The sequence below is a fragment of the Paenibacillus sp. TCA20 genome, from assembly GCF_000732325.1.
Taxonomy (GTDB): Bacteria; Bacillota; Bacilli; order Paenibacillales; family Paenibacillaceae; genus Paenibacillus; species Paenibacillus urinalis.
The window spans coordinates 196384-211293 of the sequence record NZ_BBIW01000007.1 but is presented as its reverse complement, the minus strand read 5'-3'; the positions used below and the strand labels follow the sequence as shown (position 1 = coordinate 211293).

The window sequence follows — 14910 nt, the reverse complement described above, 5'->3', positions numbered from 1 at the left end:
CTGTAACGTATGCGATATCCCGCCCCAGGTATGCTTTGTATTCGTATTCCCATGCTCCAGCAGCCTGTACCCTTGCGGCACGCTCTTCACATAGGGGGATTGAAGTGACATCATTACATAAAAAACAATTGTAAAACTAATTAATTGCTCGCCCCTGACCGACATAAGAGAAGACAATACTTTTATTCATATTTGGGGGGAAATCATGTTAAAGCATAGCTATGCAAAAGTGTTCACGGTATTTATGGCACTGCTCCTGATTCTATCAACGACAGGACTGACTTCCATGAAGAGCGTCTCTGCTGCAGATGCTGAACTAAGCAAACTTGTGCTATCGACGAACACAGTGAATCTGGAAATGGAAGATTCCATTACACTCACAGCGACAGCTGTTTACAGTGATGGTAAGTCGAGCAATGTAACGGTGAATACGGATTGGACAAGTGAAGATAGTACAGTCGCTTCGGTATATAACGGAACGATCACAGCCAAGGGAGAAGGAACAGCGACGATTGTGGCTGCTTATGAAGGAGAATCTCAGGCGGTTGAAGTCAAAGTAACGAAGAAAGTAAAGGCATTGACAAAGGATAAACAGAGCCTGGATCTTCGGATCGGGGACAAAGAGCAGATTGAGCTAACGGCTATCTATAGTGATAATACTACGGAAGCAGTATCGAGTAAGGCGGAGTGGTCTTCCTCGGATGGCAAAGTCGCTACGGTCATTAACGGAAGTGTAAGAGGTTTATCTGCAGGTACGGCGACGATTACAGCCAAGCTGGGCAAGCAAAGTGTGTCGCTTGATGTCAATGTAGAAGTTGTAAGACGCATTGAAGTTAAAGATTACGCTAATCTATCCCTGCTTCTATCAGAAGAGCAGACGGTGGAGCTTATTGCTACCTACCCGGACGGATCTACTAAGGATGTGACCACAGAGGCCGTATGGTCCTCGAGCAACGAGAACGTAGCGGATGCTTACCAGGGCAAAGTGGTTGCTTATAAGGCTGGAACAGCGACGATTACAGCCGAGTATGGAACCAAGACAACAACGCTGGAAGTAGATGTCGACAAGACACGCAAGCTGACCGTGAACAAGCCGAGTCTGTTTATGAAGATTGGAGATACAGACAATCTGAGCTTGACGGCGGTATATCCAGACGACAAGGAAACGGTTGTTACCAATAATGCAACATGGACTTCCAGTAATGAAAAAGTAGTTGATGTTATTAATGGCAAAGTATATGCCAATGGTTCTGGCTCAGCAACGATCACAGCCAAATACGGGGATCGCAGCATTGAAATCCCGGTTGACGTTGAAGTTGCAAGATATCTAGATATCATGGAAGAAGAGCTTGGGATGACGGTAGGCGGAACGCATGCTTTTAAGCTGAATGCGACTTACCTAGATGGTACAACGGAAGAGGTTACAGGCAAGGCAGACTGGACTTCCAGTGACGCGGATATCGTTTATGTGTCCAAAGGTAACGTACATGCTTATAAATCAGGAAAAGCAACGATCAAGGCCTCATATGGCGGCAAAACCGTCCAAGTTGCGATCAGTGTTGATATTCCGAACAAGGTAGAGCTTCAAAATAAAAAAGGTGTATTACCTGAAGCGGGTACACTGCAGGCGAATTTGATTGCTACTTATGCGCTCGATGGAGATAACCGCGAGGTTGTCATTAATGACGAAGCGGAATGGAGCTCCAGCAATGAGAAGGTAGCCGATGTTTCTTCTGAAGGACTGATTACGGGTGTTGCAACAGGTAAGGCAAACATTACGGCAAAGTATGACGGTAAGTCGTACACGATGTCTGTAGAAGTGGGCCTGGCAAGCGGCTTGTCCGCCGATGTACCTGTCGTTGCCCTCTTGTCCAAAGAGACTTATCAAATCAAGCTGACCGCATCGGATCAGTATGGAAATGAACAGGATGTAAGCAATGATGCAATATGGAAATCAAGCAGCACTCGTGTTGCTGATGTGAAGAAAGGACTCGTTACGGCATACAGCAAAGGCAAATCGACCATTACGGCAGAATACGGCGAGCAGAAGATTACGGTATCGGTAGAAGTAGATGATATCGATCGGATTGAAGCTTCCGTGGACTCTCTATCTATGAAGTCGGGAGACAAAGCGGAGATTACGCTCACGGTATTCCTGAGTGATGGTTCCTCCCGCGATGTTACGGACATCGCTGAATGGAAGGCGAGCAGCTACAAAGTAGCGTCGGTCAGCAAGGGAGAAGTAACCGCTGTAGGATATGGCAAGACCAAAATCACAGGCAAATACGGAACCAAATCGGTCAGCATTCCGCTGGATGTCGATACACTCAAGTATTTGCAAACCGATGAGGTTGTGCTGGAGCTGAAAAAAGGCAAATCTGCCAGCGTCATCGCTACGGCTACTTATGCAGATGGTACGGAAGCCAATGTGTCCAAGCCTGCCCTGTGGAAATCATCCCGCATCACTGTTGCTACGGTGAAGGATGGCGTGATTAGGGCCACAGGTAAAGGTAAAGCAACCATTACTGTTGATTTTGCTGGAGAGAAGACGAAGGTCAGCGTTATTGTTACAGAGTAGTTTATAGAAAAGAGGCGTTTGCCGGAGATCTGCCCCATGGGGAGCAGGTGGCCGGAACGCCTCTTTTTTTATACCTTATGTTATATCGTATGCGAGATGACGAGTGCCCCATATGCAAAGGACGCCAGAATGACAAGCGCAGGGTGAATCTTGGTCTTGGTCAGTACCCAGAGCGCGATCGCAGCTATAGCAAGTGTCTGCCACAAGTTAATTACCTCGACAGAGACGACACCCATCTCCCATGTCAGCAGGATCATCAGCACAGCGATTACAGGCTGTACGAGCAGTGTCATGCCTTTTACGACATTTGAGGTACGGTATTTATTTAGGAGACTGAGCAGCAGAATCAGGGCTGCCGCTGAAGGGACTACGGTGGCGAAGGTCGCAATAATGAATCCCGGCCAGCTGGCAACTTGATAGCCTACAAATGCCGCTATTTTCGTCGCAATTGGACCCGGCAGGGCGTTCCCAATCGCAAGGACGTCGCCGAATTGTTCATTCGTCATCCAGTTGTAGTGATTAACGATCTCCTCCTGCATGAGTGGAATGGAGGCAGGCCCTCCGCCGTAACCGAGCACATTCGCGACAAAGAAGCCCCAGAATAGTTCCCACCATGTTTGCAAACGTTCCATCGCTTAAGACACTCCTTTATCGTTCTGTTTATTCCGCTTGTATTTCTGCACAAGATTCAAATGGAACATGCCGTAGCCGAGGAAGAGGATGACGACAATACCCGGGTGAACCTGAAGCAGCTGCAGCAGAACAAAAGCGAGCACGCCGAACAATATTGCAAACCCCCTGCCCAGCCCTTTCCAGGCCTTCGTCGCAAATTCGTAAGCCATAATTCCGAGCATGACGACGATCACAGGACGTACGGCGGCAATCATGCCTGCTATGTATTTAGAGTCTTTCAGGGTATACATGACACCGAGAAGGGCGACGATCGCGATGCTTGAAGGTAAAATATGAGCGAGTACTGAGATAATAGCGCCAAGCACGCCCTTCTTCTTGTATCCAAGATAAGCTGCCATCTTGGTGGCGATCGGACCGGGAAGTGCATTTGCGAGCGCGAGTGTTTCCCCGAATTCTTCATCATCCATCCATTTGTATCGGGTCACTGCTTCATAGCGAATGAGCGGAATAACGGACGGGCCGCCTCCATAGCCAAGCACGCCTGTTCTGGCCATCCCAATCGCAATTTCCTTGTAAGGCTGTAAGTCCATCGTAGGTGTTCCCTCCTATAAGCGCATGCCCATGCGGCTCTTGTAGCGTTTGAGCAGCAGCTGGGACTCGACTTTGACGATCCCGGGCATTTTGTATAATTTCTCAAGCAGAAATTGCTCCATCTCTTCCATATCCGCAAAAATACCATGCATGTGCAGCGTGCTCGGACCTGTCATATGGTACAAGCTTGTAACAGCAGGCTCTTGATCCAGCCGTTCAGCCACTTCATCCAAATACATCGGCTCAATGTCTACATTAAAAAAGGCGGACACGGACAACCCCACCTTGACTGGATTAATGACAACTGTAAAGCGTTCAATAATCTCCTTCTCAGCGAGTGCATTAATTCGAGCCTGGACGGCGACGCGCGATAGTCCGATCTGCTGCCCTAGATCCGTATAGGAAATCCGGCTGTTCTGATGCAGTGCAATTAATATTTTGCGATCTATCTCATCGAGACTGTGCATATGCGGAATCTCTGTTGAGTTCTTTTTTACATAAAATTCTTCGCTCATTTCAAAAAACCACCTTTCTTACATGATGTAAGCTGAAAGCATATTATTTCATTCCCAAACCATCTTTATGTAACTCACATTGCTTATTTAAAAACTTTTCGAAAGAGAAGTCAATCATTTTTATGCAAAATGTTCATTATATATTCCTGCTGCTTTCAAAACGTTGTTGACTACGATGAAAAGGTCATGATATTCTTTCAACATGTTAGTTTAAATGACACTAAAATCTCGAAAATACTATTGCTGTTTGTACTTTTTTAACAAAAAGGAGGTTTTTACTCAAATTTTTCCGTGTGAATGTTTTTGTGTCATTAAAATTTACATAAAGTATGAGGGAGTGATTTGTGATGAAATCCTTGAAGACAAGCAATCCGGTGGTACTTATCATTTTGTTTGCATTAGGCTGGACTTTTATGTATGCAGATCGCAATATTTTGTCTCCGGTCATGGGTGTCATTGGGGAGGATTGGGGATTAAACAACACGGAGCTTGGGTTAATGTCGACTGTGTTTTTTATTACCTATGCTGCAATGCAGATTCCTTCGGGCTATTTGGCAGACCGCTTCGGAAGAGTAAAGGTGCTTGTAGCCGGCTACATCCTGTTCGGGATCGGCACCATTCTCAGCGGATTTGCTCCCGGCTTCATTGTATTCCTCGTGATACGCGCAATTACCGGACTTGGAGAAGGAACGTATTACGGTCCTCAGTACGGTATATCTGCTAATGCGATCCCCAAGAAGTATCGGGGCGTGTCCTCAGCACTAATCAACAGCGGCATGGCACTCGGCATCTCCCTTGGCTTTATCGCCTCCAGTTATTTTACCTTCGAGCTCGGCATGAGCTGGCAGTTCACCTTCTATCTATTTGGAGTGCTGACGATCTTCGTGGCCATTGCGATAGCCGTATTCGTCAAAGACGACCGCAGCAAAGAAGTCGTTCAATCCGAGGCTGCAACGCCGGCAGAGAAGGGCAACATCCGCGATCTATTCACCAGAAATCACATTCTAACGTATATTCTCATCTTCTGTTCACTCTACGGCTTCTTCGGCATGATGACCTGGCTGCCGTTCTACCTGCAGGAGTCACGCGGTCTTGAGGGCTCCGAGACGGGTATCATTGCCTCGCTGGTTCCATGGGCCTCGATTCCGGGGGCGATCTTGTTCGGTTATTTGTCCGATCGGGCCAAGAACAAGAAGCCGCTTATCCTTATCCTCGTATTCTTCGGTGCAATATGCCAATTCGTCATTCCTTATGTTGAAAATTATTCGCTCATGATTGTTGGACTGATCATTTATGGTTTTGTCGGCAAGCTGGCTTTGGATCCGATTCTAATCTCTTTTGTAGCAGATAACACGAAGTCTCATATGTATTCTAAGGCTTACAGCTTCTTTAACTTTGCGGGCATGCTCTCCTCGATCTTTGCACCGTATATTACAGGCTACTTGTCAGACGTTACAGGGAACATTGAGGTTGGTTTTTATCTATCCGGCGTTCTGCTGCTCATCGGAGGGGTACTCTTCTTATTCGTCAAAGGGGATGCAGGAGTGAAGAGCAGGGTAACCGGTCCTCAAATCGCGGCAACGAAATAAGTGAGTCCATGGCTTCTTACGGGTTAATTCAAATAACAAGCAGACAGAGAGAGGGGTGGAGTGAAGAGGAGAAAGAGGTATTATCATCTCTAAGGGCAAGATGGCGTATAAGAAGGATACAACGATGTAGAGGAGCAAAGGGAAGAGAGAACGTATAAGGATACAAGGATGTAGAGGAGCAAAGGGAAGAGAGAACGTATAAGGATACAAGGATGTAGAGGAGCAAAGGGAAGAGAGAACGTATATAAGGATACAAGGATGTAGAGGATGCAGAAGGACATGCTGCTCGCAGCATGTCCTTCATTCGTTCTATCTCTTGGGGAAGGACACTGTAATCCTCGTGCCTTCGCCAATACTCGTATCAATAGATAGAGCTCCGCCCGCGCTTCGTGCGCGCTCCTCCATACTGAACATCCCGACGCCGGCTCCGGGGATTTCTCGATTGAAGCCTTCCCCCTGATCGGCAATGACGATCGTCAGCTCTTGCTCGCTGTCATCAATAATGACACTGGCATAAGACGCATCCGCATGCTTTGCGGTATTGGTGAGTGCCTCCTGAATGATCCGATAGACGGCCAGCTCCTGATGGTGGGGCAGACGACGATGCAGACTGCATTCGAAGGTGACTTCAATCCCGTAGTAATTACGATAATTCTCAATATAAGAACGAATGGCAGGGACAACACCGAGATCATCGAGCACAGAGGGGCGAAGCTGCCACGCAAGTCCTCGAACCTCTTCAATAATGGAAGTAACCTGATCCCGCAGAGGCCCGAGGTCGTTGGGCCCTTCGCTCTGACTCGAAGCGAGCTGATCAATCTGGATGACGAGGGAGTATAGGCTCTGCCCGAGGCCATCATGAAGCTCTCGTGAGAAGCGTTTGCGTTCTTCCTCCTGGATGCTGATCACCTTGCTCATCATGGATTGCAGCTCGGCTTCAACCTGCTTGAGCTTGGTAACCTCATTTCGCACAGCGAGGTAATGCTTGGGTCTTCCTTGTTCGTTCAAGATCGGGACAATCGTTGTGTTTACCCAGTAAATGCTGCCGTCCTTCGCGATGTTTCGAAGCTCGCCATGCCATACTTTGCCTTGACCGATGGTTCGCCACATGTCCTTCATAAATTCCTTGCTATGATATTTTGAGTTGATAATCCGGTGGTCCTGACCGATCAGCTCTTCTCTGGGATACTTGGACACTTCGCAAAATTTATCATTGACGTACAGAATCGTTCCCCTTTGGTCAGTCAGGGCGACGATTGAAGACTCGTCAAGCGCCAGCTTCAGGTCGCTGAGCTCGCGGAGCGCACTTTTCAGCTCTGTTTTGACAGGGATCTCCTCGATATGCCGATCCACTTCGGTCAGTAGTGTATCAACTGAATAGCTGCCAAAAGGGGTGGTAAAGCTCTGCTGCTGATCAGTCATAAGAGAGCAGTCCCTTCTTCATGGCGAGCTTGACCAGCTCTGGCCGGCTCTTCAAGCCAAGCTTATCCATCAGGTTGCTTTTGTGAGATTCGACCGTCTTCACGCTGATAACGAGATGCTCGGCAATTTCCTTGTTGGAGTAGCCCTTGGCAATCCAGGCCATGATTTCTTTTTCCCGCTCAGACAAAGATTCGAACGGACCGTCTGTATCTCCCCGGCGTATCATTTCAGAGTATTCCTGCATCAGCTTCTTCGTTGCACTCGGATAGAGATAGGCGCTGCCTTCCGCGACAGAACGAATAGCGGTGATCAGCTCCTCATACGGTGCGCTCTTCAAAATATATCCGGATGCGCCTGCCTGAATGGCGCGAAACAAATATTCTTCATCATCATGCATGGTAAGAATAAGGACGTGGACATCGGGCATTTTCTTCTTCAGCTCTGTTGTCGCGGTGAGACCATCCTTACCTGGAGGCATGCTGAAGTCCATGAGCACGACATCAGGCCTCAGCTCCTCCGTCTTGGTAATGGCTTCATCACCGTCTGCAGCATCGCCGATCACTTCGATATCATGTTTGCCGTTCAGCAGTGCGCTGAGTCCGGAACGAACGACGACGTGGTCATCTACAATCACGATCCTAATCAATAGACTCTCCTCCGTTTCCCTGACAGTGTCATCTAACTACCATTCTACTACACACAGGAAAACGCTGCACAGACGAATCCATATCAACATGTCTCTTATATACATGAATGATCAGGGAGATACAGGATAAAACGCGTTTATAGATTGAGAAATAACATTAGCTTCATTCTGTGCTCGTTTAATATCGGTGTCGGTGAAAGTGTAGTTAGAACGATGGCCGGTAATGATCAGGCCGACAGGTAGTTTGTTATGCAGGATCGGTACGGCGATGATGCTCTTCAGCCGCTCAGCGAGCAGGAGGGGGCAGGCCTGGCGGAGCCCGGACAGGTCCAGACTGGATCCATCAATCATATATTTACGCCCATACTTAAATACATGCTGGGCTATTCCTTGGCTTGGGCGGAAGGCTAGTTTGCTCGTGCGTTCGCTGCGGCGGCCTAAGCTTGAAATGACCCTAAGCTTGCCCTCAGGCTCTGTGAGAAGCACGATCGCAGTAAAGTCCGATGTCAAATTTTGATGCAAACGGTTTAAAGCCTCTTCGTCCAATAGGGTTAAGCGGTGCATGGGTCATCACATCCTTTTTATATTTTTCCACTTGTATGAATCCGTTTCACTATTTTAATCATGGATGTTATGGATTCATGCATTAATCATTACCGTAAATGTATACGGCGGCAGTGAAAAACTTCACTTGGAGAAATAATGGATGAATTTAGGGGGAATTCACTTCAAAAATCAGGTTTTTCCCTGATCACAGCCCAGACCCGTACACGGTACAATAGAATCAAAGAGAGAGTGGAGGCGGATGGAGATGACAATTGTACTTAACCAAAGGAGACGTGAGGCGACGGTGAGTGGTATTGGCGGAACGGACATTCAAGGAGAGGCGTTGCTTAAAGATGCCCTTCTAAGCATCATGCAGCCCAAGACGATCACGGCCGGAGAAATATTGTATTACGAAGGTGACGATGTAGAAGCGATTTATTATGTCAAATCGGGTCGGATTAAGATGACCAAGATGAGCGAGGACGGGAAGCAGATCATATTGTCCTTCATGCATGCCGGCGATCTGCTAGGGGAGTTCGGCGGTGTAGACGGTGAAGCCTACGGGCAAGGGGCGGAAGTGGTTGAGAGCGGCGTGGTTGGAGTCATCATGATGAATGATCTGGAGAAACTCCTTAGTGAGAACGGAAATATAGCGCTGGAGTTCATTCGGTGGATGGGAACGATGCAGCGGATTACACAGCTTAAGCTGCGCGATTTGTTAATGAACGGCAAGGCGGGAGCGCTGGCATCAATGCTGGTGAGAGCGAGCAACAGTTATGGTAAAGCGACGCCGGAAGGAATTCTAATTATGAAAAAGCTGAACCATGCCGATCTTGCTGAGATGATTGGTGCGACACGTGAGAATGTGACGAAGACGCTGAGCGGATGGAAGGATCAAGGGATCATTGAAGTGACCCAAGGGAAAATACTCATTCGTGAGCTGAAGGAGCTGCATGAAATTTGCGGCTGCCCTTCGAATCATGCGTGCTCTTCGAAGATTTGCAGATTATAAATGATCTATGGATCAAATAAAATAGACACCCGCCGCTCTGGAATGGGTGTCTTTGAATTGAATGAGAATCGACAGCATGCTCTCAATTCTATATGTGAGTTAAGTATGAGTTACTTCATATGGGTAGCGGCTTTTGCAGGATAAGTATAAGACAATTTGCGAATAATTTCCTTCTGCCATTTCTCGTCGCCAATGGACACCGCCAGATTAAGCAGGTCCAGATAATCATCAAGCTGCAGAGTAGTTTTGGTTACGGATGCTTTCATTCTGTCTTAGAGTCCCCTTTATATAGAAAATTTGCAGTGTGTCATGAAGACAACCTACAATAATGATAATCATTATCAATGATTTTATTATGCATGTTTTTTAATCAAATTGCAATTGTTAATCTGTATTTTGTTGGATTATTTTTTATTAAGCCGTGACAATCATCATTTCTTCTTGGGGAGCAGAAGGTACGTAATGATGAGGAATGGAATGTAGATTCCAAGGTAAGCAGCAGGAATGACGAACAGCGGGTCGAGCAGGATGTGATGAATCTGCGTCGTGAAGGTCATGCCGCTCATATTCGTGTGATAGACAGAGATTAACAGGCATACCCCTGCGGCATAGAAACAGAACAAGGCAATGAAGTGCAGCACTCTCTGTATCGGCTTGAAGAGCAGAGAAATGGCACTCAGAATGAAGGGGAGAATAATAAACAGGGCAATAAGCAAGGTGTTCACGTCAAGGCAGCCTCCTTTTATTGCAAGTATCGACATCTTCAAGACGATGCATACAAAAGAACCTGGCAATCCTTATGAATAGGATATTCAGGTTCTGTGTGGAAATGAGAAAAAAGATGATCTACGCTTTGTTCGACTTGAAGAAGGATATGAGGATGCCTGAGCCGCTACGGATTAAATTTAACGTTTGAAGCATACCAGTGCCCGTTCATAAGCTTTAGATTTATTGTGAGTGTTTCACGAAATCCGAAGTCAGGCTGATCGTATTCATGCGTTACAAATACTTTTGAAATGAAGAAGAAATGTAGTGGAAAAACAGTGCCTATTTTATGATTTTCAGGATGATATGTAAAATGGCTTGAAGTATCGCCTCTTGCCGGTATATTGGTGTTATCAAAAAATGACTGGCTCATGTATTCGGTATAATCATCAACAGATTCAAGAGATTTTTCTAAAATTAGTTTGGTATCACTCGCTATCCAAAAGCCGAATGCAATGTAAATGATAATAAACAAGGAAATAAACGATAAGATCCATTTCTTATTCTTCAAAATGATTGATCCTCCTATTAACAAGTGGATACAGTTCAAAGTCTACTTAATCATATAAAAACTGCACCTCCAACTGTTAGTGAGTGTCTAACAATCGGGGTGCAGTTTCACTTATCCAGCCTCTACCCATAAGACGATTAAGCGTCGACGCGGGTCTCCAGTCTCCGGGCAAAGAGAGATAGCGAATAATTAACGATAAAGTAGAGCATCGCGGCAAAAACAATCATCGGAAGGTAGAAATCTGGATTTTGTCCTCCGACTATACGCACGTGATTCATCAGCTCCGGCAAGGAGATGGCGACAGCAAGTGAAGTATCCTTCAGCAAAGATATAGTCTGGCTGAGCAGGGGAGGCACCATGCGGCGCAGCGCCTGCGGGAGTGTAATCAGACGCAGTGTCTGAAAGTAGCTGAGGCCCGATGAACGTGCTGCTTCAATCTGCCCTTTATCTATGGAATTAAGTCCGCCGCGGAGTATCTCGGCGATCATACAGCCTTCAAATATCGTCAGTCCGAATACAGCAGCCCAGAATACGGACATGTTGATTCCGAACTGAGGAAGGATCAGGTATGATACCAGAATGATGAGAAAGAGCGGGAGGTTGCGGATCGTATCCACGACCACGGCAACGATCTGCGAAATAACGGGAAACTTCGTATATCGAATGGTGCCTAGGATAATGCCAACGATGAAGCTGAGCAGGATGGCGACACCGGCGACCTGCAATGTCAGCATGAAGCCTTCAAGAAGAAATCGTATATAGGGCCAGGTATAAGCGCCTGCAAAATCCATTTTGTCCTCCTCCTTTCACGTCTGAAGAAGCTAGTTAAGCGGCCTGTCCAGTCCTCTTGGCAGCTTGGGTGAACGCGATTTTTTGGTTGTATTTCGGATTTCGCGCTGATTTAAGCGTTTCTCCAAGTAGTGGACAAGGAAGTTTAACGGAAGTGTAATCACGAGATAGAGAATAGCAACAACGGTATAGACCGATAGCGTCTGGAAGGTAGCTGAATTGACGCTGTCTGCAAAATACATCAGATCCAGTCCGGCAACGACGGCCAGTATGGAAGAATTCTTCACCAGATTGATGGACTGATTCCCCATGGCCGGAAGCACGATGCGAACTGCCTGGGGCATCACGACATGCACCATCGTCTGGATATAGCTGAGCCCCGAAGAGCGGGCTGCCTCCAGCTGCCCTTTGGGTACGGATTGAATCCCTGCCCGGATGGATTCGGCCACAAAGGCAGAGGTGTAGATGGTTAGACCCAGTGTCCCGGATACGAAGCCGTCTAGATTGAGTCCTACAGATGAGAGCCCATAATAGAAAAAGAAAATCGTCAAAATGTTGCATACAATCCTTATCCATATAAAAGGTGTTAAAGGAAATTTTGAAAATTTTTGTAACCTCTTCCCCTGTTGGTGCGTTTAAAATTAAGCATAAACAAGAGGCCTGATCTGTAAGGCAAGAGAAGACTCAAGATGGGAGACAGATAACAACATGCATGTACCGGTAATATATGAGCACTGGTCTGAGTCGGATAAGAAAGTGATTGAACCGCTCACTCAGCTTCATGTGTCTCAAGAAGAGCTGTTTGTCCGCAAGCTGGTGAATGCAACGATCATTCGCGGCGAGCTGTATGAGCATACGGCTAACGAATCGGAAGATGGACATCGACATTTGATCTACGCGAAGAAATTCAATCCGGAAGACTACAGCTATGGAAAAGCACTGTATGAAGCCGCATTCGATGCTTATCAAGTATCGTCAGGCAGTATCGCTTGTGAATATGTATTGTGGAAGGGGCGATCCTTCCAGTCGTTCGAGCTGAATATCCCTCTGTCCTCGACAATGGATATTGCACGGCTCCTGCTGGATCATTATCTAGTTCACCGTGATGAAACCTATGAGAGTGTGTACACCGTGTTTGATACCGATCGGTCCAAGGTTGTGCTGTATTTGAAACGAGGTGAATTCTAAGATGAACGGACAGAACCCTGAAATGACGGAAGACAGTAGACTTAGAACGAATAAGCCTCCTAAGAAAATAAACGCACAGAAGATGGTGACCTTCTCTCTTCTCCTCACCCTCCCTGTAGCGCTAGCAGGCTGCGGCACTAATTCGGATGACTGCTACGATTATAATAATGATGGATATTGTGATGATAACAGCGGGTCGAGCGGCGGCGGAGCTTATTACTATGGAGGCAGCAGCGGATCAAGCTCATCATCAGGCAAATCCTCAGCTACTTATAAATCAAGCTCGAGTTCCAGCTCCAAGGGCTTTGGCAGCGGCGGATTCTTCAGCTCTGGAGGATAGGCCGCATGAATCGAATTTTGCCATTTGATAAGCCGCATGATGAAATTTTTGCCGGGGAGAGAGCTGAACAGATTCCCTACCATCGGATGTACGGCAAACAGTATTGTCTCCCTGCTGCAGTACGTTACTCAGAAAAAGAAATCGAGCAGCTGATGTATGCCTCGGAGATGATCGACAACATCTATCTGAGCACACTGCGTTTTGCCCAGCGATATTTGCCGGATGCCTTTCTTACGCAGCAACTGGGTGTTCCCGCAAGCCTTGTTCCAGCAGCACGAATGGAGGTCCCTGGACACGGGGTATCCAGGCAGGATTTTATTCTTGCGCCCAGCGGGAAGATCAAGTGTATTGAGAATAATACGGATACCCCGACAGGAATTCCCGAAGCCTCGTACCTTGCACGGGAGCTGATCGAGAGTCATACTTGCGGGCTGCAGGCCACTTCGGTGAAGATGAGACTGCATATTGCGCACGCTTTTCGCCAGCTGCTTGAGCATTATAAATCGATTGGACTTGGCGGCCGCGTTGTATTTACCTGCTATGAATGGCATGTGGAGGATCGGCGCAACACCGAGTATCTGATGGAGATCGTTCAAGAAATGGGCTATGATGCCTGCTATGTTCCACTATCTGAGCTGGAAATCGTCCGAGGTGAGGGGCTGTATTCCGATGGTGAACGCATATCGGTGTTATATCGGCTGTATCCATTAGAGTATCTGGTCAATGACGAAGCTGAGGATACAGAGGACAGAATTGGAGAATGGATGCTTGAGCTGGTAGAAGAGGGGAAGTTAGGTCTTATTAATCCGGCCCAAAGCATACTCACGCAGAGCAAAGGCTTCATGGCTCTGATCTGGTCACTATATGAACGGCACGAAGAGGCAAGTGACCTGCTGGGTGAACCTCTGTATACGGATCAGCAGCTGGAGGCCATACAGCAGTATCTGCTGCCAACCTATTACAATCCCGCATTATTTATTCAACAGGGCCAGGCATATGTTGCTAAGGGATATTGGGGCAGAGAAGGCAAGGGCACTTCCCTGTTTGATGAGGCAGGCCAATTGACGGAAGCGGAATGGGGACAGAGCGAGGAAGACAGCCGGGAGGACATTCAGAACTATTACGGAAATCAGCCGCTCATTTATCAGCTGCGCTGTCAGATGGAAAATGTGCAGGTACATACGGAAGACGGTCCTTTTTCCGGATACTTATTAACCGGAGTTTATGTTATTGGGGGTCACTATTCAGGGCTGCTCCCTCGCGTAGGCGGTAGAATTACAGGGGATATGGCTTATTATTGTCCGGCTGCATTTCCTATATATATGAAGGAGGAACATTAGAAAATGGAGAATTTCGGAGTCGATTTGCTGAATGTGGCGATTGGGATCGTCCTGATCCTGGTAATCCTGTTCGTCGGATACACCCTGTTCAGTAAGGTTACCCGGTTTGATGACGGGAAGGAAATTAGAGGAGGGAATGAAGCGGCCGGGGTATACATGGGCAGCAAGCTGCTTGGTCTGTGTATTATCGTGGCGATGGTCTCCTTCAGCTCGCATTCATGGGTAGATATGCTTGTCTGGTCTGTAGTGGGTATTGTTGTACTTATTCTTGTATATCTTATATTTGATTTTATAACGCCGAAGTTCAAAGTGTGTGAAGAGATTGAGAAAGGGAATATGGCGGTGGCTCAATTGCTTCGCTCCATTATTATCGGGGTCTCTCTCGTCATAGGAACGTTTTTGTTGTAGGTGATGCATAATCCGCTATCCGGTACGCTTGTTGTAC

Annotated in this window: 18 protein-coding genes; 7 read left to right on the top strand and 11 right to left on the bottom strand. The window is 47.1% G+C overall.

The window, feature by feature from the left end:
* Positions 1-205: 205 nt before the first annotated feature.
* Entirely contained in the window at positions 206-2578 is a 2373-nt protein-coding gene (locus tag TCA2_RS15310; protein ID WP_047912476.1) for an Ig-like domain-containing protein, read from the top strand.
* Positions 2579-2658: 80 nt separating this feature from the next.
* Here TCA2_RS15310 and TCA2_RS15305 read toward each other — a convergent pair whose 3' ends face one another.
* From TCA2_RS15305 to TCA2_RS15295, 3 genes are read right to left on the bottom strand one after another with little or no spacing between them, the layout of a single operon-like run.
* Positions 2659-3210 carry a chromate transporter gene (locus TCA2_RS15305; protein WP_047912475.1) on the bottom strand — a complete coding sequence of 184 codons (552 nt, stop codon included), beginning with the start codon at positions 3208-3210 and terminating at the stop codon, positions 2659-2661.
* Positions 3211-3213: 3 nt separating this feature from the next.
* Entirely contained in the window at positions 3214-3801 is a 588-nt protein-coding gene (locus tag TCA2_RS15300; protein ID WP_047912474.1) for a chromate transporter, read from the bottom strand.
* 15 nt (positions 3802-3816) lie between these two features.
* Positions 3817-4317, bottom strand: coding sequence for an Lrp/AsnC family transcriptional regulator (locus TCA2_RS15295; protein WP_047912473.1), 501 nt, complete (start codon positions 4315-4317; stop codon positions 3817-3819).
* 356 nt (positions 4318-4673) lie between these two features.
* Between TCA2_RS15295 and TCA2_RS15290 the strand changes: the two genes are divergently transcribed.
* Positions 4674-5906 carry an MFS transporter gene (locus TCA2_RS15290; protein WP_193746058.1) on the top strand — a complete coding sequence of 411 codons (1233 nt, stop codon included), beginning with the start codon at positions 4674-4676 and terminating at the stop codon, positions 5904-5906.
* A 309-nt stretch (positions 5907-6215) separates the two neighbouring features.
* Here TCA2_RS15290 and TCA2_RS15285 read toward each other — a convergent pair whose 3' ends face one another.
* The 3 genes from TCA2_RS15285 to TCA2_RS15275 all read right to left on the bottom strand — a co-directional run bounded on the left by TCA2_RS15285 (position 6216) and on the right by TCA2_RS15275 (position 8538).
* Positions 6216-7328: a PAS domain-containing sensor histidine kinase gene (locus TCA2_RS15285; RefSeq protein ID WP_047912471.1), complete on the bottom strand. Its 1113-nt coding sequence runs from the start codon at positions 7326-7328 to the stop codon at positions 6216-6218.
* Positions 7321-7974, bottom strand: coding sequence for a response regulator transcription factor (locus tag TCA2_RS15280; protein ID WP_047912470.1), 654 nt, complete (start codon positions 7972-7974; stop codon positions 7321-7323). Before TCA2_RS15280 ends, TCA2_RS15285 begins: the two co-directional genes overlap by 8 nt.
* 111 nt (positions 7975-8085) lie before the next feature.
* Positions 8086-8538 (bottom strand): GAF domain-containing protein, encoded by a 453-nt coding sequence (locus TCA2_RS15275; protein WP_047912469.1) that lies wholly within the window; start codon positions 8536-8538, stop codon positions 8086-8088.
* Between the two features lie 247 nt (positions 8539-8785).
* Here TCA2_RS15275 and TCA2_RS15270 point away from each other — a divergent pair, with 247 nt between their 5' ends.
* Positions 8786-9532, top strand: coding sequence for a Crp/Fnr family transcriptional regulator (locus TCA2_RS15270; RefSeq protein ID WP_052512048.1), 747 nt, complete (start codon positions 8786-8788; stop codon positions 9530-9532).
* A gap of 110 nt (positions 9533-9642) precedes the next feature.
* On the opposite strand, the gene TCA2_RS27215 is transcribed toward TCA2_RS15270, so the two are convergent.
* The 5 genes from TCA2_RS27215 to TCA2_RS15250 form a co-directional block, all read right to left on the bottom strand.
* Positions 9643-9798, bottom strand: coding sequence for a hypothetical protein (locus tag TCA2_RS27215; RefSeq protein WP_177178771.1), 156 nt, complete (start codon positions 9796-9798; stop codon positions 9643-9645).
* Positions 9799-9963: 165 nt separating this feature from the next.
* Positions 9964-10257 carry a hypothetical protein gene (locus tag TCA2_RS15265; protein ID WP_047912468.1) on the bottom strand — a complete coding sequence of 98 codons (294 nt, stop codon included), beginning with the start codon at positions 10255-10257 and terminating at the stop codon, positions 9964-9966.
* A gap of 167 nt (positions 10258-10424) precedes the next feature.
* The gene (locus tag TCA2_RS15260; RefSeq protein ID WP_047912467.1) at positions 10425-10808 is read right to left on the bottom strand and encodes a hypothetical protein; all 384 of its coding nucleotides are present in this window, start codon (positions 10806-10808) and stop codon (positions 10425-10427) included.
* Positions 10809-10945: 137 nt separating this feature from the next.
* Complete coding sequence (locus tag TCA2_RS15255) at positions 10946-11599, bottom strand: amino acid ABC transporter permease (RefSeq protein ID WP_047912466.1); 654 nt, start codon at positions 11597-11599, stop codon at positions 10946-10948.
* 30 nt (positions 11600-11629) lie between these two features.
* A complete protein-coding gene (locus TCA2_RS15250; RefSeq protein WP_081872538.1) occupies positions 11630-12175 on the bottom strand; it encodes an amino acid ABC transporter permease in 546 nt (181 codons plus the stop codon).
* 130 nt (positions 12176-12305) lie between these two features.
* Between TCA2_RS15250 and TCA2_RS15245 the strand changes: the two genes are divergently transcribed.
* From TCA2_RS15245 to TCA2_RS15230, 4 genes are read left to right on the top strand one after another with little or no spacing between them, the layout of a single operon-like run.
* Positions 12306-12785 carry a hypothetical protein gene (locus TCA2_RS15245; RefSeq protein ID WP_047912465.1) on the top strand — a complete coding sequence of 160 codons (480 nt, stop codon included), beginning with the start codon at positions 12306-12308 and terminating at the stop codon, positions 12783-12785.
* A gap of 1 nt (position 12786) precedes the next feature.
* Positions 12787-13125 (top strand): hypothetical protein, encoded by a 339-nt coding sequence (locus tag TCA2_RS15240; protein WP_238546410.1) that lies wholly within the window; start codon positions 12787-12789, stop codon positions 13123-13125.
* A gap of 5 nt (positions 13126-13130) precedes the next feature.
* Positions 13131-14465 carry a glutathionylspermidine synthase family protein gene (locus TCA2_RS15235; protein ID WP_047912464.1) on the top strand — a complete coding sequence of 445 codons (1335 nt, stop codon included), beginning with the start codon at positions 13131-13133 and terminating at the stop codon, positions 14463-14465.
* Between the two features lie 3 nt (positions 14466-14468).
* Positions 14469-14873 carry a DUF350 domain-containing protein gene (locus TCA2_RS15230; protein WP_047912463.1) on the top strand — a complete coding sequence of 135 codons (405 nt, stop codon included), beginning with the start codon at positions 14469-14471 and terminating at the stop codon, positions 14871-14873.
* The last annotated feature ends 37 nt before the right edge of the window (positions 14874-14910 follow it).